The sequence below is a fragment of the Acrocarpospora pleiomorpha genome (assembly GCF_009687885.1).
Classification (GTDB): Bacteria; Actinomycetota; Actinomycetes; order Streptosporangiales; family Streptosporangiaceae; genus Acrocarpospora; species Acrocarpospora pleiomorpha.
On sequence record NZ_BLAF01000011.1, the window covers coordinates 176,833 to 199,118 of the forward strand.

17 protein-coding genes are annotated in these 22,286 nt (G+C 69.4%); 3 read left to right on the forward strand and 14 right to left on the reverse strand.

Going from position 1 to position 22,286, the window contains the following annotated elements; translation table 11 throughout:
- Window positions 1-3: 3 nt before the first annotated feature.
- From Aple_RS11395 to Aple_RS11460, 14 genes are all read right to left on the reverse strand, one after another.
- Window positions 4-597: an XRE family transcriptional regulator gene (locus Aple_RS11395; protein WP_155344503.1), complete on the reverse strand. Its 594-nt coding sequence runs from the start codon at window positions 595-597 to the stop codon at window positions 4-6.
- A 107-nt stretch (window positions 598-704) separates the two neighbouring features.
- A complete protein-coding gene (locus Aple_RS11400; RefSeq protein ID WP_155344504.1) occupies window positions 705-2,078 on the reverse strand; it encodes an alkaline phosphatase family protein in 1,374 nt (457 codons plus the stop codon).
- Complete coding sequence (eboE, locus tag Aple_RS11405) at window positions 2,075-3,229, reverse strand: metabolite traffic protein EboE (protein ID WP_155344505.1); 1,155 nt, start codon at window positions 3,227-3,229, stop codon at window positions 2,075-2,077. The genes Aple_RS11400 and eboE overlap by 4 nt, the downstream gene beginning before the upstream one ends.
- A complete protein-coding gene (locus tag Aple_RS11410) occupies window positions 3,226-4,077 on the reverse strand; it encodes a TatD family hydrolase (protein WP_155344506.1) in 852 nt (283 codons plus the stop codon). The genes eboE and Aple_RS11410 overlap by 4 nt, the downstream gene beginning before the upstream one ends.
- The gene (locus tag Aple_RS11415; RefSeq protein ID WP_155344507.1) at window positions 4,077-4,718 is read right to left on the reverse strand and encodes an EboA domain-containing protein; all 642 of its coding nucleotides are present in this window, start codon (window positions 4,716-4,718) and stop codon (window positions 4,077-4,079) included. The genes Aple_RS11410 and Aple_RS11415 overlap by 1 nt, the downstream gene beginning before the upstream one ends.
- Complete coding sequence (locus Aple_RS11420) at window positions 4,715-5,539, reverse strand: sugar phosphate isomerase/epimerase family protein (RefSeq protein ID WP_155344508.1); 825 nt, start codon at window positions 5,537-5,539, stop codon at window positions 4,715-4,717. Before Aple_RS11420 ends, Aple_RS11415 begins: the two co-directional genes overlap by 4 nt.
- A complete protein-coding gene (locus Aple_RS11425) occupies window positions 5,536-6,366 on the reverse strand; it encodes an SCO3242 family prenyltransferase (protein WP_155344530.1) in 831 nt (276 codons plus the stop codon). Before Aple_RS11425 ends, Aple_RS11420 begins: the two co-directional genes overlap by 4 nt.
- Window positions 6,366-7,457, reverse strand: a complete 1,092-nt coding sequence (locus Aple_RS11430) for an inositol-3-phosphate synthase (RefSeq protein WP_373869578.1) — start codon at window positions 7,455-7,457, stop codon at window positions 6,366-6,368. Before Aple_RS11430 ends, Aple_RS11425 begins: the two co-directional genes overlap by 1 nt.
- A 230-nt stretch (window positions 7,458-7,687) precedes the next feature.
- A complete protein-coding gene (locus Aple_RS11435; RefSeq protein ID WP_218038248.1) occupies window positions 7,688-8,977 on the reverse strand; it encodes an ROK family transcriptional regulator in 1,290 nt (429 codons plus the stop codon).
- Between the two features lie 103 nt (window positions 8,978-9,080).
- Entirely contained in the window at window positions 9,081-10,094 is a 1,014-nt protein-coding gene (locus tag Aple_RS11440; protein ID WP_155344510.1) for an ABC transporter permease, read from the reverse strand.
- Window positions 10,091-11,590: a sugar ABC transporter ATP-binding protein gene (locus Aple_RS11445; RefSeq protein WP_155344511.1), complete on the reverse strand. Its 1,500-nt coding sequence runs from the start codon at window positions 11,588-11,590 to the stop codon at window positions 10,091-10,093. The genes Aple_RS11440 and Aple_RS11445 overlap by 4 nt, the downstream gene beginning before the upstream one ends.
- Window positions 11,590-12,648, reverse strand: coding sequence for a sugar ABC transporter substrate-binding protein (locus Aple_RS11450; RefSeq protein WP_155344512.1), 1,059 nt, complete (start codon window positions 12,646-12,648; stop codon window positions 11,590-11,592). The genes Aple_RS11445 and Aple_RS11450 overlap by 1 nt, the downstream gene beginning before the upstream one ends.
- 13 nt (window positions 12,649-12,661) lie before the next feature.
- The gene (locus tag Aple_RS11455; protein WP_155344513.1) at window positions 12,662-13,963 is read right to left on the reverse strand and encodes an L-fuconate dehydratase; all 1,302 of its coding nucleotides are present in this window, start codon (window positions 13,961-13,963) and stop codon (window positions 12,662-12,664) included.
- Window positions 13,964-14,356: 393 nt separating this feature from the next.
- The gene (locus Aple_RS11460) at window positions 14,357-17,488 is read right to left on the reverse strand and encodes a fascin domain-containing protein (RefSeq protein WP_218038249.1); all 3,132 of its coding nucleotides are present in this window, start codon (window positions 17,486-17,488) and stop codon (window positions 14,357-14,359) included.
- A gap of 526 nt (window positions 17,489-18,014) precedes the next feature.
- Here Aple_RS11460 and Aple_RS11465 point away from each other — a divergent pair.
- Genes Aple_RS11465 through Aple_RS11475 form a run of 3 tightly spaced genes read left to right on the forward strand, consistent with a single transcriptional unit; the run spans window position 18,015 to window position 22,019 of the window.
- Window positions 18,015-18,872 (forward strand): NAD-dependent epimerase/dehydratase family protein, encoded by an 858-nt coding sequence (locus Aple_RS11465; protein ID WP_155344514.1) that lies wholly within the window; start codon window positions 18,015-18,017, stop codon window positions 18,870-18,872.
- The gene (locus tag Aple_RS11470; RefSeq protein WP_170321404.1) at window positions 18,869-20,122 is read left to right on the forward strand and encodes an enolase C-terminal domain-like protein; all 1,254 of its coding nucleotides are present in this window, start codon (window positions 18,869-18,871) and stop codon (window positions 20,120-20,122) included. The genes Aple_RS11465 and Aple_RS11470 overlap by 4 nt, the downstream gene beginning before the upstream one ends.
- A gap of 43 nt (window positions 20,123-20,165) precedes the next feature.
- Window positions 20,166-22,019, forward strand: coding sequence for a substrate-binding domain-containing protein (locus Aple_RS11475; RefSeq protein WP_155344515.1), 1,854 nt, complete (start codon window positions 20,166-20,168; stop codon window positions 22,017-22,019).
- The last annotated feature ends 267 nt before the right edge of the window (window positions 22,020-22,286 follow it).

Genomic DNA, 22,286 nt, shown 5'->3' on the forward strand with positions numbered 1-22,286 from the left:
AGCCTAGTCCTCGGAAAAGGAGAGCAAGGTCAGCACCCGGCAGCCTCGCTCGCCGGTGACGTAGACGTGGTCGAGTTCGGCGGCGAAGCGGACCGCGTCCCCCTCGTCCAGGCACACCGACCACGCGCCGGTCTCCACCGTCACCTCGCCCGACACCACGTACGCGTGCTCGACCGACCCAGGCCCGTGCGCGCTCTTGGTGCTGCGCGTCATCGGCGGCAGGTCGCCTTCGGCCAGCTCGAACCGCCGCCGGTCGGGCGCGGCGAACAGGCTGCGCACCGTGGTCTCGCCCACCGCCACCGTCGTGCCCTCGCCCCTGCGGATCACCTCGGGCCCGGTCAGATGTACCCGGGTCAGTTCGGCGAACGTCAGCCCGAGCGCGTGGGCCACCCGCGTCAGCACCTCGATGGTGGGGTTGGCCACCCCCCGCTCGATCTGTGAGATGAGCGCCTTGCTGACCCCGGTCAGCTCGGCCAGTTCCCGCACGCTGAACCCGCGCGCCAGCCGGGTGCGCCGCAGGTTCCCCGCGATCGCTCCGCGCACGCCTGCCGCGGGCCCGGGCGTCACCGCGAGCACGGGGTTCTTCTCGGGGCGCACGTGATGGGTTCCTCCCTGTGTGGAATCTCACCCCATCATGCCGGACGAAACGAACACGGCGGCACTCTCCTTCTTGGGGAGTGCCGCCGCAGCTCGGCGAGGGTGGTTCAGTTTGACGTTCTGAGTCCGGCGAGACGCAGGAGCAGGTCTTTCACGTCGGTGGCCGCGTAGGTTCCTTGATCCAAGGATGCGTCGGAGAGCAGGACTGGGCCGTCGAGTGGGTCGTCGGGGAGGCGGCCGTGGCTGCCTCGTACGCAGGAGGGGTCCAAGGGGACGACGGGCATCGTGTAGCGGAAGCCGAGTTCCTTTTTGGCCAGGGCGAGGCCCGCTTTGGCTTTGACCCAGCGGTCTTGGGGGTTGAGGAAGAGTTCGGCGGGGTCGTAGCCGGGTTTGCGGTGGATGTCGACGCCGCGGGCGAAGTCGGGGGCTTGGGCGTCGTTGAGCCAGTAGTAGTAGGTGAACCAGGCGTCGGGGTCGGCGATGGCGACGAGTTCGCCGGCGCGGGAGTGGTCGAGGCCGAAGGCGGCTTTGCCGTCGGCGTCGAGGACCTGGTCGACGCCGGGGAGGGCGGAGATGAGCTTGCGCACGGCGGGGGTGTCGGATTCGTCGCGCACGTATATATGGGCGAGCTGGTGGTCGGCGACGGCGAAGGCGCGGGAGGTCCAGGGGTCGAGGTATTCCATGCCCGCCTGGCGGTAGACCGACAGCAAGCCCTCCTCGCGGAGAGCGCGGTTGATGTCGATGGGCCGGGAGACGTCGACGATGCCGTACTCGGACAGGACGACGGTGGTCGCGCCCGAAGCGGAGGCGTCGTCCAGCAGGGGGCCGAGGGCTTGGTCGACGTCGCGGGCGGCGGCGATGGCCTCGGGTCCTGAGGGGCCGAAACGCTGGAGGTCGTAGTCGAGGTGGGGGACGTAGACGAGGGTGAGGTCGGGGCGTTCGTTGGTGAGGATGCGGCGGGCTGCGGCGATGATCCAGCGGCTGGATGCGATGCCTGCTTTGGGGCCCCAGTAGGAGAAGAGGGGGAAGCGGCCGAGTTCGCGAGTCAGGTCGACGCGGAGTTCTGGTGGGGTTGTGTAGCAGTCGGGGGATTTGCGGCCGTCGGCGTGGTAGATCGGGCGGGGGGTTATGGCGATTTCGGTGGCGGCGCCCATGGCGTACCACCAGCAGATGTTGGCGACTTTGTAGTCGGGTTTGACGGCGCGGGCGTCGTCCCAGATCTTGGGGCCTTCGACGAGGCCGTTGTGCTGGCGCCAGAGCAGGACTTCGCCGAGGTCGCGGAAGTACCAGCCGTTGCCGACGATGCCGTGGTCGCGTGGGGGTCTGCCGGTGAGCAGGGTCGACTGCACGGAGCAGGTGACGGCGGGGAGCACGGTTCCCAGGGTGGCGGGGCTGCCGAGTCCGCGCAGGTTGGGCATGTGGTCGAGCAGCCGGGGGGTGAGCCCGACCACGTCGATGACCACCAGAGGCTTGACTGTCATGCCTCCTCCTTCAGGCCGAGGTTGATCAGGCGGTCGCGGATCCAGGCGAGTTCGTTGGCGATCCCCTCGACCAGGGCTTCCCGCGTGCGGGGGCGCCGGTCGGGTGGGAGGGTCTGCCAGGTGTACGTCTCCGCCTCGATGTGGTGGGTACGGGCGACTGGCCCGCCGAGAACCGCCCGGAATGTGTCGTCGAGGACGTCCTGCGTGGAGCCCAGTGGTGCGGTGGGAGCGGAGTGCAGGGGCACGTGGAAGTGCACGCGCCACGGTGACGTTCCCGGCAGACCGCCGCCCAGCGCCTCCCCTAGGTCGTCCGTGCCTGGTGTGCCCTGTTCGCGGGTTTGATGAAGGAATCGCGGTTCGTCGAAGGCGGCGAGTTCGTCGTGCGCGATGCCGGGGTCGTCGATTCGCAGGGCGCAGGACGCCTGCATCTTGATGATCGGCAGCCCGGCCGCGTCCAGCCGGCCGAGTGCCTCGAACGGATCCTCGAACCCGACAGCCAGATGGCAAGTGTCCAGACATAGACCCAGATAGTCCGGATCCAGGCCGGTCAAATGTGCGGCTGCCTGCGTGGTCGTCTCGATCACGCAGCCGGGCTCGGGCTCGAAGCCGACCCTGATCGTCCGCCCGGTCGCCTCGGCCAGGGACGCGAGCCCGTCCCGCAGCCGGTCCAGGTTCCGCGCGGCCGTGGCGGCTTGCTCGGCCGACCACGGCGTACGCCAAGCCAGCGGCAACGTGGAAATACTCCCGGCGACGACGTCATCGGGAAGCAACCCCGTCAGCAGCTTGGCCAGATCGAGCGTGTAGTCGAGGCGTTCGTCCGACGTCCAGTCCGGCTGGTAGACGCGCAACTTGGCGGACGCCTCATCATGGAACCCCCGATACGGGAACCCATTGAGGGTCACCACCTCAAGGCCCTCCCGATCGAGGGCCGCGCGAAGCCGTACAGGTTCGGCGGGGCTGGCGGCCAGCGCGTCGGCGACCGGGCGGGACAGCCAGAGCCCGACGCCGAGCCGGGACACGCCCAGCTTGCGCCGCACCGGACCGGCGTAGTCGCGGAGCTGGGCGAGCACCCCGGCGAGATCCTCGGCCGGATGCACGTTCGTGCAGTAGGCGAGGTGCACGGTGGAACCGTCCTGGTGGCGGAACCTCACGGCGCCACTCCCCGCTTGATGGTGTTCCCTGCGTAGTCGGCGGCCGGGCTGACCTCGTCGAGTTCGAGCCGCCCGCTCTGCCCGTAGAAGGCGACGGGGTTGGCCCAGAGGACCTTGTCCACGTCCTGCTCGGTGAAGCCGTCGGCCAGCATGGCGTCCCCGACCGCCCGGGTCTTCAGCGGGTCGCTGTGACCCCAGTCGGCGGCCGAATTCACCAGAACCCGGTCGGTGCCGTACAGACGGAGCAGAGCGATCATCCGGTGCACGTCCATCTTCGTGTCCGGATAGACGGAGAAGCCGGACCAGCAGCCGCTGTCGGCCACCGCTTCGGCGGTCATCTCGTTGAGGTGGTCGACCAGGATCATCTCCGGCGGCAGGCCCGAGTCCTTCACGACGTCGAGAGTCCGGCGGGTTCCCGCCGCTTTGTCCCGATGCGGGGTGTGCACCAGGACCGGCAGTTCGTGGTCGAGGGCCAGCGCCAGCTGAGCTTGGAGCACCTCGTCCTCGGCGGGGGTCATCTCGTCGTAGCCGACCTCGCCGACCGCGACCACCCGATCCTTGGCCAGGTAACGCGGCAGCAGGTCGAGCACGCCGCGCAGCCGGGGGTCGTTGGCCTCCTTGGGATTGAGGGCGATCGCGCAGTGATGGGCGATCCCATACTGCGCCGCCCGGTACGGCTCCCACCCGAGCAGCCCGTCGAAGTAGTCGGCGAAGGTCCCCGGCGAGGTACGCGGCTGCCCCAGCCAGAACGCGGGCTCGACCAGTGCGCGCACCCCGGCGTCGTACATGCGGCGGTAGTCGTCGGTGGTTCGCGAGGTCATGTGGATGTGCGGGTCGAAGATTCGCATCACGACGCACCCTTCGTGTCGGAGGACAGGCCGGCCAGCAGGTCCGGGTGGCGTTCGAGGATCGGCCAGATGTCGGGCGGCACGACCCGCCCGGCCGCTTCGCGCTCTTTCGCGAAATCGGCCATCATCCGGGCCAGCTCCCGGTCCGCGCGCGACTCCAGACCGGCCACGCCGGCCAGCGGCACACCGGTGAAGACGCATTTCAGGACGGCCTGCCGGTAGGCCTCGACGGGCAGGTGGGCGGCGCCGTACCGGCTCATGGCGGCGCCGATCAGGCGGGTGTCGCTGGTGCGCAACGCGTCGCGGACGATCGGCAGCCCGGCTTCCCCGATGCGACCGGCGTCGTCGAAGGCGGACAGCGACGCCAGCACGGCGAGCCGCTCTCCGGCGTCGCCGTGCGCGTACAGGTCGAACAGGAGCGTGCCGAGCGGCTCGCCGTCGAGCGGGAGTTCCAGCAGCAGGGTGACCCGGACGACCTGGTCGACGGTCCAGCCGTCGTCCAGCGGGCCCCGGCCGCAACGCCGCCCGGCCGCCGGGAAGATCGCGAAGATCGCCCCGGCGTCGGCGTGGATCTTGGCGACGGCGGCGTCCAGCCAGCTGACGCCGTCGCCGGTCAAATGCGGGCGAATGGTGGGGATCATGACACCGCCTCTCGGAGGAAACGCAGCGAACGTTCGGCCACGACCGGCGCGGCGTGGCTGTGCCGGGGCAACTCGACGCTGACCAGCCCCTGGTAGCCGGTCTCGGTCAGCGCGGCCAGCACCGGCGGAAAGTCGATCTCGCCTTCCCCGAACTCCAGGTGCTCGTGCACATCCCGCCGCATATCGTCGATCTGCACATTCACCAGATGGGGCCCAGCCCGCCGGACGGCCTCCGGAACCGAATCCGGCTCATTGCACCGGCAGTGCCCGATATCGAGGGTCAGCCCGAGCCGCGCCGGCTGCCCGAGCATGCCGCGAAGCCGCTCATACCCGGCGATATCCTCGACGAGCATCCCCGGCTCCGGCTCGAACCCCAGCGTGACCCCACACGTCTCCGCCTCGACGAGTACGGCTTCGACACCTTTGGCTAGGTTGTCCCAGCCATCCTGAACCCCAGACGGACGCGTACCACTCCAGAAGGAGACGGCCTCCGCTCCCAGCTCGGCCGCGACCCTGACAGCCCGCCGAAGCAGATCCACCCGGGGAGCGGCCTGGTCCGGCGGATGCACCAGCGTGGGGTGATGCTTGTGCACCGGATCGAGCACGTAACGCCCGCCGGTCTCGATCACCAGGCTCAGATTGAGCCGATCCAGCCAGCGGCCGACCTGGGCGATCCTCCGGGACACGAACGGCCCGTAGGGGTCAAGGTGACCGCTGTCCAAGGTGAGCGCGACACCCTCATAGCCAAGGTCGGCGATGACGACGAGCGCGTCCGACAATCGATGGTTCGCGAACCCGTTGGTGCCATATCCGAACCTCATGTCGGCGACACCTTCTTGGCGAGATTCGCCGCCACCGGATGCGCCGCCGCCAGTGCGAGGGCGGGCGCGAGGCGTCCGCTCCCGGCGGTGAGCGCGGCCTGCAACGGCAGGAGCCCGATGATGCTGCGCCCGACCGCCGAGCGGGTGAGTTTGGCGTCGCCGCTGCGGGCCGCCGCCAGCTGCGGACGCCCGACCAGCGCCGCGTAACCGGCGAGCAGCCCGAATCCGGCGAGTTTCGCCAGCCGGTCGCCGCCCTTGGCGATGTGCCAGGCGGCGAGCCCGGCCGCCACGCCCGTCGCGGCCAGGGTGACGGCGGATCGAACCGTCGACCCGCCGTTCACCTCACCCCGGCTGAGCGTGGTGACGCCCAGCGTGTGCGCGGCCACCGACGCCGCCGCCAGCGGGCTGGTCGAAGGCCCGCCGAGCAGCACGTCCAGCCCGCGCGCGGCGGCCATCGCGACCGGCCCGAGGACCGTGTCCTTCAAGCCCATGTCGTACGCCCAGACCACCCCGGCCAGACCGGTGGCGACACCGAGACCCCGGCGGCCACCGGAGAGCCCGGCGAGCCCGACCCCCGCGGCGGTCAGACCCACGGCGACGGCGAGCGCCTGCCCCGGCTGGATCCGCCCGGACGGAATCGGCCGCTCGGGCCGTTCCCGCGCGTCGAGCTCCCGGTCGGCGTAGTCGTTGAGCGCCATCCCAGCCCAGTACAGGCACACCGACGACGCGGCAAGCCCAGGCTGCATCGACCCGCCCGCGACCGTGTCGCCCGGCACCGTCAGCGCCGCCGGAGCCCGGACGAGCTGGGTTAACGAGGCGAGGTCCATCACTCCCCCAGCCACTGGCGGAGCGTCTCGTACTGCGCGTGCAACCGATGCTCGTCACTCCCGACCGGATCCTTGAAGAAGAACCCGAACTCGGCCACCGGCCCGGCCACCCCGCGCTCGTGCGCCCGCGCCATCAACCGCGCCAGATCCAGCACCAGCGGCGCGGCCAGCGCCGAGTCGCACCCCTGCCAGGTGAACTGCATCGACATCCGCACCCCGAGGAACCCGTCGAAGGTGATGTGATCCCAGGCCGTCTTCCAGTCACCCAGATGCGGCACGTTGTCGATGTGGGTACGCCCCTCCACCGGATGCCCGAGGATCTCGGCCAGCGCCCGGTCCTTGGAGATGAGCTTGCTCTCCCCCGCCGCCGGGTCGGCCAGCGTCGCGCCGTCCCCGCCGCCCAGCAGGTTGGTCCCCGACCAGGACCGCACCGCCAGCCCCCGCACCGCGAACATCGGCGCGAGCGCGGTCTTGACCAGCGTCTCGCCGGTCTTGGCGTCACTCCCGGCGTACGGCAGCCCGCGCCGCCTGGCCAGCTCGTCCAGGGCGGGTAACCGGGCGCCCGTGGAGGGAGTGAAGTCGACATACGGGCAACCGGCGCTGAGCGCCGCGTAGGCGTACAGCGACGAGGGCGGAAGCACCGGAATGTCGCCCTCCAGCGCCCGCTCCAGCGCCTCCAGGCTGAGATGCGCGGGATCGGGAGCCGCGGGCGGCTCCGTGGAGGAGACGTTGATGACGATCACGCGGGCCAGGCCCCGGCGTTCCCGGAACTCGGCCAGGTCGCCGATGAGCCGCCGGGCCACCGCGCCCTGCGGACCTCCTTCGGTGGCCCCGGGCCGGATCTCGCTGTCGGCCGCGTCCAGCGCGGGCCGGACCAGTTCGGCCAGCGGGGGCGGGATCACCCCGGACCGGGTCAGCTCCTCGGCCCGCTTGGTGAGCGGCGTGCTGGTGACATCATGTCCACCGAACACGAGATGCCCGAATCCCGGCAGTCCGTGACCCCGGAACTCAGGCGATTCAGTAACACATCCAATCGGCGGGGCGAGCCCGGCCCGCAGAGCTGCCGCGCCCGCGACGACCGTCGTCGCCACCGAGCCTCGCGCCCCGATTAGCCAAATCCCGACCATCATGACGACTGGCGGGAAGAGGAGACGTGGTGAGACATGGAACTTCCTTTCCTGACATGAATCGATCTGTCAGGCAAGGCGCGCGCCGACGCGCTTGTTGCCGGGTCCTGCGGTCGTGCGGATACCACAAGTCGCCGGACGGGGTGCCGCCGCCGGCTGGTACTGCAATCGGGCAGTGTGAACTCAACTGCGAACTACACACTGCCCATGGACGAGCGCGCGGCCGGCGCGAAGCCGATCGCGGCGGGATCGTCCATGATGTGATCGACAACCATGCTCGCGGCGCCGCGGGAAGCGGCGCCGAAACCAAGGTTAGAGGCGAGGAACCGGCAACGGGCCGCCGGGCCCGCCACCACGAGGCGTTCCAGCTCGGCTTGCGCGGGCGGGATGAGCCGCTCGGCCAGCCGGGCGAAATATCCGCCGATCACGATCACTCTCGGGTTGAAGAGGTTGACCAGGATCGAGCCGCCGAGCCCGAGCCATCTGCCTACCTCCGCGACGGCGGCCAGCGTGCGCGGTTCGCCCGCCGCCAGAGCTCTGGAGATCTCCTTCACGCGTACCTCGGGGTCGGGGGACGCTGCCGCGCCCTGCCCGTACGCCCGATCCGGGGTGACGGCCCGCACCAGCGCGGCGAGCCCCACCTTGGTCTCCCAGCAGCCGGTACGGCCGCAGCCGCAGCGCCGCCCCGCCGGGTTGACCGGCAGGTGGCCGACCTCCCCGGAGAAGCCGTCGGCGCCGCGGAGCAATCGCCCGCCCACCATGATGCCGCCGCCGACGCCGACCTCACCGGTGAGGTAGACCATGTCGGGGGTCCCCGCCGCCACGCCCGAGGTGTACTCGGCCAGGGCGGACAGGTTGGCGTCGTTGTCCACGCCGACGGGGGCGCGGAAGCCGCCGAGTTCGGCGCGGAACCGCTCGGCGAGCGGCAGGTCGTCCCAGCCGAGGTTGGGGGCCAGGGTGACCACGCCGGGGCCGATGTCGACCAGGCCGGGGACCGCGACCACGATCCCGCCGGGGGCGGCGCCGGCCCTGCGCATCTCGGCGATGGCCTTCCTGGCGACCCGGCCGAGCTCCACCAGGGAGCGGTCGGGGCCCTCGCCCATCGCGTCGAAGCCGATCCGCCGCTCCACCAGGACCCGGCCCCCCAGGTCGATGCCGTGGACGGCGATGTAGTCGACGTTGATCTCCAGGCCGAGCGCGCCCACGTGCGAGCCGTCCAGCGCGACGTCCCGGCGCGGGCGGCCGATGGCCCCGGCCCTGGCCGTGCCGAGCTCGCGGACCAGGCCGCGTTCGATGAGCTCGGCCATCAGGCTGGAGACGGTGGCCCGGTGCAGGCCGGTCGCGTCCGCCACGTCGGAGCGGGAGCACGAGCCCTCGTCCCGCAGGTGGCGCAGCACCAGGGAGAGGTTGGCCCGGCGAAGGGAGGCGTGTCCCACCGGTTGCGCCCTGGGGAGCGCGGTCCGGATGGAGGGTTGTCGCGACACGTCACTCCCCTCTTTGTTTTTATTGGAGATCAATTAACCGTGTTATAACACGTGCAAACTCTGCCCGACATCCCCATGAAATATCACAAATTCGCATCATGGGTTAGTCCTGGGCCCGTCCGCCGGCCAGGCGGCTGATCATGAGGGCCACCAGGATGATCGCGCCGTACACGAGCTGCTTCCACTCGCCGGGCACGCCCTTGAGGGTGAGGATGTTCTCCACCAGGCCGATCACCAGGACGCCGGTGAGCGCGCCCAGGATGGTGCCCTTGCCGCCGTCCATGCTGACGCCGCCGATGACCGCCGCGGCGAAGACCATGAAGATCCAGCCGACGCCCTGGTTGGCGCTGATGCCGCCCAGGCGGCCGGTCTCCAGGACGCCGGCGAGCGCGGCCAGGGTGCCGCCGACGATGAAGACCACCCAGAGCACGCGCTCCACCCGGATGCCCGCCGCCCTGGCCGCGTCGGCGTTGCCGCCGATGGCGTACAGGGAGCGGCCGGCGCGGAAGTAGCCGAGCGCGGCGATTCCGGCGGCGAACAGGACGCCGGTGATCCAGACGGCGGCGGGCAGGCCGAGCCAGTTGGCCCCGCCGAGATACGTGAACGACTCGGGCAGCGCGAACAGGCTCTTGCCGCCGGTCAGGCCGAGCTGCAGGCCGTGCACGACGATCAGCATGGCCAGCGTGACCACGAACGCCGACAGCTGGAAGCGCAGGATCAGGAACCCGTTGAAGGCCCCGATCGCGGCGCCGATGAGCAGGCACAGCGGGATCGCCAGCGCGGCGGGGATCTCCAGGCCGAAGCCCCCGGCCGAGACCGGGATGACGAACATGACCGCCACCGCCGGGGCCATGCCGACCGTGGACTCCAGCGACAGGTCGAACTTGCCCGCGATCAGGATGAGCGCCTCGGCGAGCACCACCAGCGCCAGCGCGGACTGCTGCTGGAGCACGTTGGTGAGGTTGCCGGGGGTGAGGAAGACCGGGTCCACGAAGGATCCGGCGATGAGCAGCACCACGATCACCGGGACCAGCGTGAGGTCGCGGAACCTGCCCAGTCGCAGCCCGGCTCCCGGACGGGCGAGGGTCCGCCGGTCGGACATGGCTGAGTCCGTCATGAGGAGATACCTTCCATCGCCGCCACGAGCTCGCTGTCGGTCCAGCCGCGTGGCAATTCCTTCGTCACTCTGCCGTGGAACATGACCAGCACCCGATCGCAGATGCGCAGGTCGTCCAGCTCGTCGGAGACCAGCACCGCGCCCGCGCCACGGGCGGCGGCGTCCTCCACCGAGCCGAGCAGCGCCCGCTTGGCCTTGATGTCCACCCCGGCGGTCGGGTTGATGACCACCAGCGCGGACGGGTCGTCGGCCAGCGCGCGGGCCAGCACGACCTTCTGCGCGTTGCCGCCGGACAGGTCGCCGACCGGCTGGTCGGGCCCGGTGGTCTTGATGTCCAGCTGCTCGATCATGCCCTCCGCCCGGGTACGGCGGCGCGCCGAGGAGATCGTGCCGAACCGCCCCAGCTTGTGGGCGATCGGCATGGTGGCGTTCTCCCCGATCGACAGCAGCGGGACGAAGCCCTGGTGGTGCCGGTCCTGCGGCACGAACCCGAGCCCGGCCTTCAGCGCCGCGGGCACGTCGCCCAGGCGCGGCGAAACGCCGTTGACGATGATCGTGCCGGTGTCGGGGCGGCGCAGGCCGACCAGGCTCTCGGCCAGACCTACCTTGCCGCTGCTGCCGGAACCGGCGAGTCCGACGATCTCCCCGCCCCGGACCTGGAGGTCCACGTCGTGGAAACGGCCGGCCAGGCCGAGGCCGGAGACCGCGAGCACGACCGGGGACTTGGCCTTCACCTTGCGGGCGCGGGCCTGGTAGGCGACGGCGGCCTCGCCGGTCATCGCGGCCACCAGGGCGTCGTGCGGCAGGTCCGGCACGGGGCTGGTGATCACGTGTTTGGCGTCCCGGAAGACGGTGACCGTCTGGCAGACCTCGTAGACCTCTTCCAGGTGGTGCGAGATGAACATCATCGTGACGCCCTGCTCGCGCAGGGCCCGCATGCGGTCGAACAGGCGGCTGATGGCCGGGCCGTCCAGCTGCGCGGTGGGCTCGTCGAGGATGATGAATCGCGCGCCGAAGGAGAGCGCCCGGGCGATCTCGACCAGCTGGCGCTGCTCGATGCTCAGGTCGCCCGCCTGGCTGCCGGCGTCGATGGCCACGCCGTACTGGTCGAGGACGTTCTGGGCACGGGCCCGCAGGGCGCGCCAGTTGATCAGGCGGCCCCCCTCGGTCTGGCGGTTGATGAACAGGTTCTCCGCGACCGTGAGGGCCGGGATGATGGTCGAGCGCTGGTAGACGCAGGCGACCTTGCTCCGCCAGGCGTCGCGGTCGGCGAGCGCGGGCGCGGGCTCGCCCGCGAAGAGCACCTCGCCCTGGTCGGGGCGCTGCAGGCCGGTGAGGATGGAGACGAGCGTGGACTTGCCCGCCCCGTTCCTGCCGACCAGGGCGTGGGTCTGACCGGCGCTGATGGTGATGCCGGCGTTGTCGAGGGCGACGGTGGGGCCGAAGCGCTTGGTGATACCGCGCGCCTCGACCACCCCCAATTCAGTAGATGTCATTACTTGACCTGATTGCCCCAGAGGTTGGGGTCGTCAACGTTGTCCTTGGTGACGAGAGGGGCGGGCAGCTGGTCCTCCATGCCGTTGGGCAGCTGGATGATCGTGCTGTCGTGGTCGGTCGGACCGGCCTGGAAGGTCTTGCCCTCGATCGCGGCCTTGGCGTAGAAGAGCGCGTACTTGGCGTAGAGGTCGGCGGGCTGGGACACGGTGGCGTCGATCTCACCGGCCCGGATCGCGGCGAACTCCTGCGGGATGCCGTCGTTGGAGACCACGAAGATGTGCTTGGGGTCGGTCGGCGGCACGAGCAGGTTCTTGGACTTCAGCACCTGCAGGGTGGGGGCCAGGTGCACGCCGCCGGCGTGCATGTAGACGCCCTTGATGTCGGGGTGCTGCTCCAGGCGGGTCTGCAGCATGGAGGCGGCCTTGGTGCCCTCCCACTCGGTGGGCTCCTCGAAGACGGTGATGCCGGGGAACTTGGTCTTCATGCAGTCCCGGAACGCCTCGGCCCGGTCGCGGCCGTTGATCGAGGAGAGCGCGCCCATCAGCTGCACGACCTTGCCGGTGCCGCCGAGCTTCTCGCCGAGGAACTCGCAGGCCTTCGTGCCGTACGCCTTGTTGTCGGCGCGCACGACCATGTAGACGTTGCCCTTGTCGGGGCGGGTGTCCACGGTGACCACCGGGATCTTCTGGCTGCTCAGCTGGTCCAGGGTGGCGGCGATGGCGCCGGTGTCCTGGGGAGCCATGATCATGGCCTTGGCGCCCTGGCTGACCAGCGCCTGGGTGTTGGCCACCAGCTTCGCGATGTCGTTCTGCGAGTTGGTCGGGGGCATCAGGTCGACGCCCTGCTCGGTGGCCAGCTGCGGGACGTACTTGTTATAGGAGTTCCAGAAGTCGGAGTCGGCGCGCGGGAAGTCCACGCCCACCTTGCCCCCGGCGGCCGCGGCGGGCGCCGACGCGGCGCCGCTGCCGGCCGTCGTGGGAGCGGGGTCCGCGGACCCGCAAGCGGCGAGCGCCAGCGCGAGCAGGGTGACGCTCGCCGCGACAGATAGGTTTCTCATGCCGATTTGCCTTTCAGGAAATGGGGGGTGATTCACTGGCGGTGTTCCAGACCGGGCCCCAGGGGTACGCGAACTCGGCGAGCGACTCCGCCCGCAGGGCCGAACTGAAACCCGGCGCGAGGGGAGCGACATAGCTGCCGTTCTCGATCACGACCGGGTCCACGAAGTGCTCGTGGAGGTGGTCGATGTACTCGATGACGCGGCCGTCCATGGATCCGCTCACCGCGATGAAGTCGAACATCGCCAGGTGCTGCACCAGCTCGCACAGGCCCACGCCGCCCGCGTGCGGGCAGACGGGCACGCCGAACTTGGCGGCCAGCAGGAGGATGGCGATGTTCTCGTTGACGCCGCCCACCCGCGCGGCGTCCAGCTGCAGGTACGAGATCGCGCCCGCCTGCAGAAGCTGTTTGAAGACGATCCGGTTCTGCACGTGCTCGCCGGTGGCGACCGGGATCGGGGCGATCTCGCGGGCGATGGCGGCGTGGCCGAGCATGTCGTCGGGGCTGGTCGGCTCCTCCACCCACCAGGGCTCGAACTCGGCCAGCGCGCCGATCCAGGTGATCGCGGTCGCCACGTCCCAGCGCTGGTTGGCGTCGACGGCGATCGGGAAGCCGGTGCCGCAGACCTCGCGGGCGATGCGCATCCGGCGCTTGTCGTCGTCCAGGTCGGCGCCGACCTTCAGCTTGATCTGGGTGAAGCCCTCGTCGAGCGCCTCCTTGCAGAGGCGGCGGAGCTTGTCGTCGTCGTAGCCGAGCCAGCCGGGCGAGGTGGTGTAGGCGGGGAAGCCGTCGGCGCGCAGCCGCTCGATCCTGGCCCGCTTGCCGGGTTCGGCGGCGCGCAGGATGTCGAGGGCGTCCTGCCGGGTGAGGGCGTCGGTGATGTAGCGGAAGTCGAGGAGGTCGACGATCTCCTCGGGGCTCAGCTCGGCCAGCAGCAGCCAGAGCGGCTTGCCCGCCAGCTTGGCGCGCAGGTCCCACAGGGCGTTCATCACGGCCGAGATGGCCATGTGCATGACGCCCTTCTCCGGGCCCAGCCAGCGCAGCTGCGAGTCGCCGACGATGTCGCGGTAGACCGCGCCCAGGTCGGAGCAGTCCCGGCCCACCACGTACGGCTCCAGGGCCTTGATCGCGGTGGTCTGGACGTCGTTGCCGCGGCCGATGGTGAAGGCGAAGCCGTGGCCCTTGGCGCCGTCGTCAGTGCGGAGCACCACGTAGGCGGCGGAGTAGTCGGGGTCGGGGTTCATGGCGTCGGAGCCGTCGAGCTCGAGTGAGGTGGGAAACCGGATGTCGTGGGTTTCCAGCGCGACGACCCTCATGCGACTCCGACCCGATACATCGGATTAATCCTGGCACTCAGAAATGTGTCATATTTCCGGACTCGATCCGGAAAAGAGCCGATTGTCTCGCGGAGAGCGCTGCACTTGCCGCCGTCCACCAGCATTCCGGCACCTGACGTCTGACCGGTGAGCACCGGTCCGGCCCGCAACAGATCCACAGAGACGCTCCATACATCCGATGTTTCGTCTCTAAATCATGCCGTTTACTGCGGAGTTACGTCAAGAGTTCCGTCGAGAATACATCGGATGACTGGCGTCGTGAAGCCCGTGCAACGCGGGCGGAACGCCGCCGACCGGCGGTGGAAAACCACCGCCGGTCGGACATTAGACGATTTGAAGGGGTGTGCGGGTCTCAGCTCGGTATCAGGTGCCTCAGCTGGGCACCAAATCGAACTGCTCCCATGGTCCGATGGCTGCCCGGTTGGCGATCAGCGACTGGGCGCCGCCGCCTTCCGCGCAGACGTACATGTTGTTCACCGTGGCCCGCAGGCTGACCGAGCCGTTGGGGTTGGTCACCAGGGCGAACGTCTCCCAGGCGCCGGCCGAGGGGCGGTTGGCGATGAGCGGTTGGGCGCCCGCGTTCTCCGCGGCCACGAACTGGCCGTTGACCTGGGCCTTGAGCGCGATGTTGCCGCCGCCCAGGTCGACCCGCTCGAACCGCTGGCCGGCGCCCACGGTGGTGGAGTTGGCGATCAGCGCGACGCCGTTGGCGGCGGTGACGTACTGGTTGTTCGCCCGGGAGCGCAGCGCGACGATGTTCCCGGACGGGGTGCCGCCGGTGGTCACCCTGAGTGCGTCGATCATGCCGACCGAGGTGGTCTTGTTGACCACCCGGAGCGTGTGCTGGCCGCCGGCCAGTCCGGTCTTGGCGTAGACGACCTGCTGGACCTGGCGGGCGCCGCCCTGGTTCAGGTTGACGTTCTGCTGGAACACGTTGTCGATGTAGACATCCATGTTGCCCATGTCGCTGAACCGCTCGGACAGGATCTCGATCCCGGTCCCGGTGAAGGTGTAGGTCGCGGCGGCGTTCACCGTGTTGCTGTGGTGGGTGTCGTCGTTGTAGTCGCCGTAGCCCCGCGCGGTGGTCTGGTGCCAGTTGGCGTCGTAGGTGAGGTCGGTGTCGTTGATCAGGCCGCCGCCCGAACCGCCGCCCAGGCCCAGCGTGGAGGCGGTGCCGGACAGGGCCTTCTGGCCCTGGTTGGCGGTGCCGGTCAGCTGGGTGGAGCTGTAGGCCGACAGCAGCTTGCCGGTGCGCTCCACCACGTAGACCGTGTTGGCGGCGGTGGCGAAGCTGATCTCGGCGGCCGAGCCGGTGGTGATGATCGCGTTGTCGGAGGTGCGGCGGACCCGGACCTGCTGGGTGCCCCACGGGTTGACCACGGTGGCCTGCTTGCCGTAGAGGGACTTGAGGCCGACGTACTTGATCTCGCCGCCCTCGCGCTCGGAGCTGACCAGGTGGCCGTCCTTGGCGAGCAGGGTGAACTTGCCGACGAAGGTGGAGTCGCCGGGGACCGCCGGGAAGACCCTGATCTTGTCGTTGTAGCTCTGCAGCAGCGACTCGTTCATGGCGACCAGGTGGATGCCGAGGTACTCGAACACGCCGTTGGTGTTGTTGGTCATGCCGTTCGGGTAGTTCTGGTACCGCTGCAGCATGGTCTTCATGCCGTTGTAGGTCTGGTCGCCGAGCCCGAGGCGGGCGGCCTGGGCGTGGTCGTTGGACCAGACGTTGCCGTACGGGTGCGGCCGGACGTTCCAGGTCTGCACGGCGGTGGAGTAGTCGGGGTAGCCGATGCCGGTCAGGTCGTACGGCCAGATGATCTCGGCGGCCACGTTCTCGTTGTTGCGGGTCTGCGAGATCGGCGGCTGGTGCGGCTGGTAGGCGTTGTTGACGATGTTGTAGGCCACCAGGTTGTTCAGGATGTTCTGCCACTCCGACCGCAGGCCCGCGTCCACGCCCAGCTGCTGGCTGATCTGGATGGCGATCGGGAAGAGCAGCCGCACCGAGGTGAGGTCGGTGATGGCGTTGCGGACGTTCCAGTACGTCTCGTGCGAGTTGGAGTTGGCCATGTAGTACTTACCGGTGGCGCCGTCGAAGGACAGCATGCCCTTGTAGAACTTCACAGCCTCCCGCATGTACGGGTACGCCACCGTCTGCAGGTAGTTGAGGTCGTTGGTGTACCGATACTGCAGGTACATGCTGTAGGCGGCCTCGGTGGCGGTGGAGTAGATCAGCTTGGTGTAGTCGCTGTTGATGGTGCCCCGGGCGTTGCCGTCCCAGCCCATCGTCTCCGGCACCCAGATGCCGTCCACCCCGAACCTGCTCTGGGTGTAGGACTTCAGCGCGTTGTAGTTGCGCTGGAACAAGTTGTTGTGCCGGTTGTACACGTCCGCATGGTTGGAGGCCAGGAAGGAGTAATAGACGTCGCGCTGGTTCCAGTACCAGTACGCGTTGCTCCACTTGGTCTGATCCTGCGTCGCCCGGAAGTTGCCGTTGATGAAGTGCGCCGGGTAGTTGCCGAAACCCGCGGACGCGATCATGTACGTGCTCAGGTAGTACACGTTCTCCATGTAGTCCGCGTCCCTGGAGCCGTTCGAGTACTGCACGAACGACTTCTCCCAGAACGCGTGCCACCAGTTCTTGTAGTTGGTGAACGTGGTGGCGTAGCCGGTGTTCTTCACGGCGGTCAGCTGGTTGCGCGCCTGGGTCACCGAGTTGAGGCCGGGCGAGTTGATCCGGCTGGCCGCGGTGAACCAGATGGTGTAGCTGGCGGTCGGGGTGATGGTGAAGCGCACCGTGCGGTTGTTGACGGCCTGGGTGGTGAAGTTCGCGCCCTCGACGCTGGCGGCCAGGGTGTAGCCGAAGTTGTTCGCGTCGGTCTGGCCGCGGCTGATGCCGGCGGCGGTAGCGTCCGCGAAGGAGGTGATGTTCCGCCAGGTGTTGAGGTCGGGCACGTCGGCCATGTTCTGGACCGTGTTCGGGTCCCACATGCTGAGCTCGAACGTGATGCTGGACAGGCCGCCGCGGCTGTCGTCCACGTGGATGCCCATCACCTCGGAGCCGGGCGAGCCCATGATGGTGACGGTGCGGTTGTTGTCGTACTTGGTGGTGTGCGTGCCGTCGTACAGGGAGAGGCGCTCCTGGTACGTGCTGTAGCCGCTGTCCATCGCGGGGGTGGTCCGCAGGTTGAGCAGGCCCGCGCCGAAGGCGGACTGCTGGGCCAGGTCCACGCCGCCGACCTGCATGGTGAGGCCGTTCTGGTGCCAGACCATCGCGCCGGTCTTGCCGTTGCCGACCGTGAGCCCGTGCAGCGGGTTGGTGTTCGGCCGGTTGTACACGATGTCGTGCTTGGACATGTAGGCCGCGCGGTTGACGTTCAGTGTCCCGCCGGTCTGGTCGAAGGCGTGGTCGGTGGTGGAGGCCACGGCCGGCGCCGGCACGCCGGTCAGCCCCAGTCCGGCCGCCAGGAGCGACACCAGCAGGATTCGTTGAAGCCTCATTGACATGATCTCGCTTCCTCGCGACCAGCGAAAGGTTGCGGGGTCGTGCACGATTGGCGCCGCAATGCGTGACTGGGGGGTGGGGGGTGCCTGGCAGAGGGGCCACGAGACGCACGCCCGGCAATCGGCGACCGGGGTACGACCCGAAGGCCCCTCTGCGCAGCACAGACCCGATGTGCACCACTGGTGGTCAGTGGCCTAGGCCATCGCACCAACACCAGTTCGGGACTGTCAGGCGCAGTTAACATTGGATGTCTTTAGGGCGTCAATAGCCTGCTGGCTGACTACTTATCCAACAAAAACGCTCAGAAATGCCCAGGACCAGGGACGAGCTGCGGGGATTTTTGTCGAACCACGACCGAAACCCCTGTCAACAATCTGTGCATTCATCGGATGTATCAAGATCGTTATTTTGCCGGGCTGTTGTGCCATCGAGTGCAAGATCGTTGAGGGCTGAGCATTGACAACGGGCGTGAGGGCAGGTCACGCTACGGTGGCAAAACGTTTTGCGTCTCGGAATGCGGGGTGTCGCATGGCGGAGGTCCCTCGCCGGGTCCTGGTCACGGGGGCAGCGGGCCGGTTGGGGCGGGCCACGCTCCGCCTGCTCGCGTCCATGGGCGTCGCGGCGACCGCGCTCGACCAGCGGGATCCCGGCGACGTGCCCGGAGCGGATCGGGTCGTGGTGGGCAGCGCGGGCGACGCCGAGGTGGTGCGGGAGGCGCTCAAGGGCGTGGACGCGGTGGCGCATCTGGCGGCGATTCCGGCGCCCACGCTGGATACGCCCGAAGCGGTGTTCTGCGGGAACACGCGGGCGACCTTCGTGGTGCTGGAGGAGGCGGGGCGGGCCGGGGTGTCGCGGGCGGTGGTGGCCAGCAGCCTGTCCGTGCTCGGGTTGCCGTGGGCGGCGCGGCGGTTGCATCCGGCGTACGTGCCGGTGGACGAGGCGCTGCCGGTGCAGATCGAGGATCCGTACGGGCTGTCGAAGCAGGTGGACGAGGCCACGGCGGCGATGATGGCGCGCCGGCACGGGATGACCGTGGTCGCGTTGCGGTTTCCGCTGCTGGGCGGGCCCGGCGACAAGTTCGAGGACACCGCGGCCCGGTATGCGGTCTCGCCCGAGTCGGGAGCCAGGGAACTCTGGACGTACCTGGACAGCAGGGACGCGGCGAGGGCCGGATGGCAGGCGCTGACGCGGCCGATCAGGGGGTATCACGCGGTCTTCGTGACCGCGCCGACTACGCTGGCGCCGCAACCGACCGAGGAGCTGCTCGGCCGATACCATCCCGATGTGGAACGCCGATCGCCCCTGCCCGGCCATACCGCGCCCGTGGATCTCGCCGTGGCCGCCGACCTGCTCGGCTTCACCGCCCAGCACCTGTTCGCGCCATGATGGAGGAGACCCAGGCCCCCTGGGCGGCCCGCGACGCCCTGCGCATCACCAGAGTCCGCGCCATCGTCACCGCCCCCGAGGGCGTGCCGCTGGTGGTGGTCAAGGTCGACACCACCGAGCCCGGTCTGTACGGACTGGGGTGCGCCACTTTCACCCAGCGTTTCCACGCCGTGGCCGCCGCGGTCGACCAGCATGTGGCCCCGATGCTGGCGGGTCGCCATCCGGCGGACATCGAGGACATCACGCGGATGGTGCACTACTCCTCGTACTGGCGGGGCGGTCCGGTCCTGAACAGCGCCCTTTCCGGTGTGGACCAAGCGCTGTGGGACATCGCGGGCAAACGCGCCGGAATGCCGGTCTACGAGCTGCTCGGCGGCCGGGTTCGCGCCGCCGCCGACACCTACCTGCACGCGGGCGCCGCCACTCTCGAGGAGACGATCGAGCACGCCCGCGCCCTGCTGGCCTCCGGCTACCGCAACGTCCGCCTCCAGACCGGCGCGCCCGGCCTCGGCCACTACGGCGCGCCGGGATCCCCGGGCGGCTACCCGAATTCCCCCTACCCCGACGGCTGGGACGTCCAGCGCTACCTGCGCGAAACGCCCCTGCTGTTCGAGCGTGCCCGCCAAGAGCTGGGCGAGGAACCGGGCCTGATGCACGATGTGCATTCACGACTCACACCCAAGCAGGCGGTGGGCTTGGCGCGCGCACTGGAGCCCTACCGGCTCTTCTTCCTGGAAGACCCGATCGCACCCGAACTCTACGACCGGCTACCCGAGGTCCGCGCCGCCGCTCCAATGCCGATCGCCGCGGGCGAACAGCTCAGCTCAGTGTCCGACGCGGCCCGCCTGATCACCGGCGGCGGCGTCGACCTACTGCGCCTGCACATCTCCGCGATCGGCGGCCTCACCCCCGCCCGCAAACTCACCGCCCTCTGCGAACTCACCGGCGTCGGCACCGCCTGGCACTCCCCCGCCGACGTCTCCCCCATCGGCGCCGCCGCCAACGTAGCCCTAGACGTCACCTCCCCCGCCTTCCAAATCCAGGAAGGCCACATCTACACCGACCCCGTCCACGAGGTCTTCCCCGGCACAATCCACCCCTCGAACGGCTACCTCTACCCGAACAACACCCCCGGCTGGGGAATCGACCTGAACGAGACCAAAGCAGCAGAACACCCCCCACTGGCCCACCAACACGAACGCTGGTCAGCCCGAGTCCGCCGCCCAGACGGCGGAATCGAAGCCCCCTGAACTTATAGCCGATGTAAGGAGTGTCTCGATATAAGATCGGTCCATGCCTGAGCAGGTCCCCGATCGCCGTGAAAGACGGAAGGCGCTGACCCGGCGCTCGATCGCCGACACGGCGCAACGCCTGTTCGCGGAGCGCGGCTTCGAGGCTGTCACTGTGGCTGAGATCGCGGCGGCCGCCGACGTGGCCGCGAAGACCATTTTCAACTACTTCCCCACCAAAGAGCAGCTCTTCTTCGACGCCGAACCGAAGCTGCTGCCGCCCGACCTGCCGAACGCCTCCTGGACCAGCCCGGAGACTCTCCGCCAGGGCCTGGCCGAATGGGCATGCGCGACCGCGCCGCTAGCCACCCCGGCCGCGCCGCTAGCCACCCCGGCCGCGCCGCCGGCCAACCCGGCTGCACCGCCGGCCACCCCGGCCGCACCGGCTGCATCGCCGGTCAACCCGACCGGGCCGCTAGCCAATCCGGCGGGGCCGCTGGTCAACCCGAGCGCGGCGCTGGCGAATCCGGCCGCGGCGCTGGCCGGGCGCGCGGCTGTCTACCGGGACAGCCCGCTGCTGCGTGCGCACGCGCGGGAGGCGTTCGCGGCGCGGGAGGGCGCGCTTGCCCTCGCCATCGAAGCCGTTCACCTGGCGACCTCGCCGGGCGTGATGGCCGCGCTGCTGCTGGCCGCCGTCCGGGAGGCATGGGAGTCGGCGCTGCTCATGCTGGCCGAGAAGGAGAATCCGGGCGACTCGGCTGCGCATGGCAGGCGCATCCTGATGAACGCACTCGACCTGCTGTCCCGCAACCGCGCGCCGGTCAGGAGCCCTCGCCCGACAAGTGCTCCCCCGGACCCGCAGGAGACCCTCGATCTGCTGAATCCGCCGAAACCCGCACGACGCGGTGACCGGGGCGGGGAGCGGGTCAGCATTGTCCGCGTGGCCCGGGTCGCCGGGGTCAGCGCGACCACGGTCTCGCACACCTTGAACGGCCGCCGCCCGGTCGCGGCCGAGACCCGCGATCGCGTGCTGGAAGCCATCCGGCAGCTCGGCTACCGGCCGAACGTGCTGGCCAGAGGCCTGCGTACCAACCGTAGCCAGACCGTCGGGCTGGTCATTCCGGACATCACCAACCCGTTCTACCCGGCCCTGGCGCGCGGCCTGCAGGACGTGCTCCGCCCAGCGGGATACGACGAGATCATCAGCAATACCGACGGCGATCGGACCCGCGAGCGCGCCGCGATCGAGCAGATGATCGCCCGCCAGGTGGACGGGCTGGCCTTCGCCGTCTTCCACACCCACGCCGAGGACCTGAACCCGGCCATCGAAGCGGGCATCCCGATCGTGAGACTGGGCGGCACCCTGGTCCAGGACGGCGTCGACCTGGTCCACAGCGACGACGAGGGCGGTGCGGCCGAGGCGACCCGCTACCTGCTGGCCCGCGGCTACCGCAGGATCGGATTCATCTGCGGGCCAAGCGCGGAGGGTCCGGCAGCCGAGCGGGTGGCTGGATACCAGTCCGCTCTGCTCGCCGCCGGAGTCGCCACCACACCGGAGCTCGTCGCGTATACGCACTTCAGCAGGCATGGTGGAGCCGCAGGGGTGTCCAGGTTGCTGGATCTGCCGGAGCCGCCGGACGCGGTGTTGTGCGCCAACGATCTGATGGCGATCGGGGCGCTTGACGCGGCGGGCGCGCGCGGCCTGGACGTGCCCGGGGATCTGGCCGTGATGGGATTCGACGACATCGACGCAGCCAGCCTGGTTCGGCCCCGGCTGACCACGATGGCAAACCCCGCCAGGGAGATCGGCCGGGCGTGCGGGATGCGGCTGCTGGAGCGCCTGTCGGGCGAGCCCGCCGCGCTGATGCCGATGGAGATCGTCATCCCGGCCCGGCTGGTCGAGCGCGAGTCCGCTTGACTTGCTCCTCACCCGCAAGCACCCAACAGAATGAGCAGGTCGCCGAGTCACTCGCCGTTATCCGGCGCCGTTCACGCAGGTGATGCGTCTCGCCGCACCGGCGCCAAACGGGGCAACCGCACCCGCTTGGGCGTTCATGACAATGAGGATTCCGAGCCGCTCGCGCGGCAACCCCGAGGCCCACGCCCCAAGGCGACCGGTTGGCTGCCTTCGGGGTCCGCGCCCCCGGTCCGGTAACCCTTGACACGCGAATGCACGCGTGTAGAT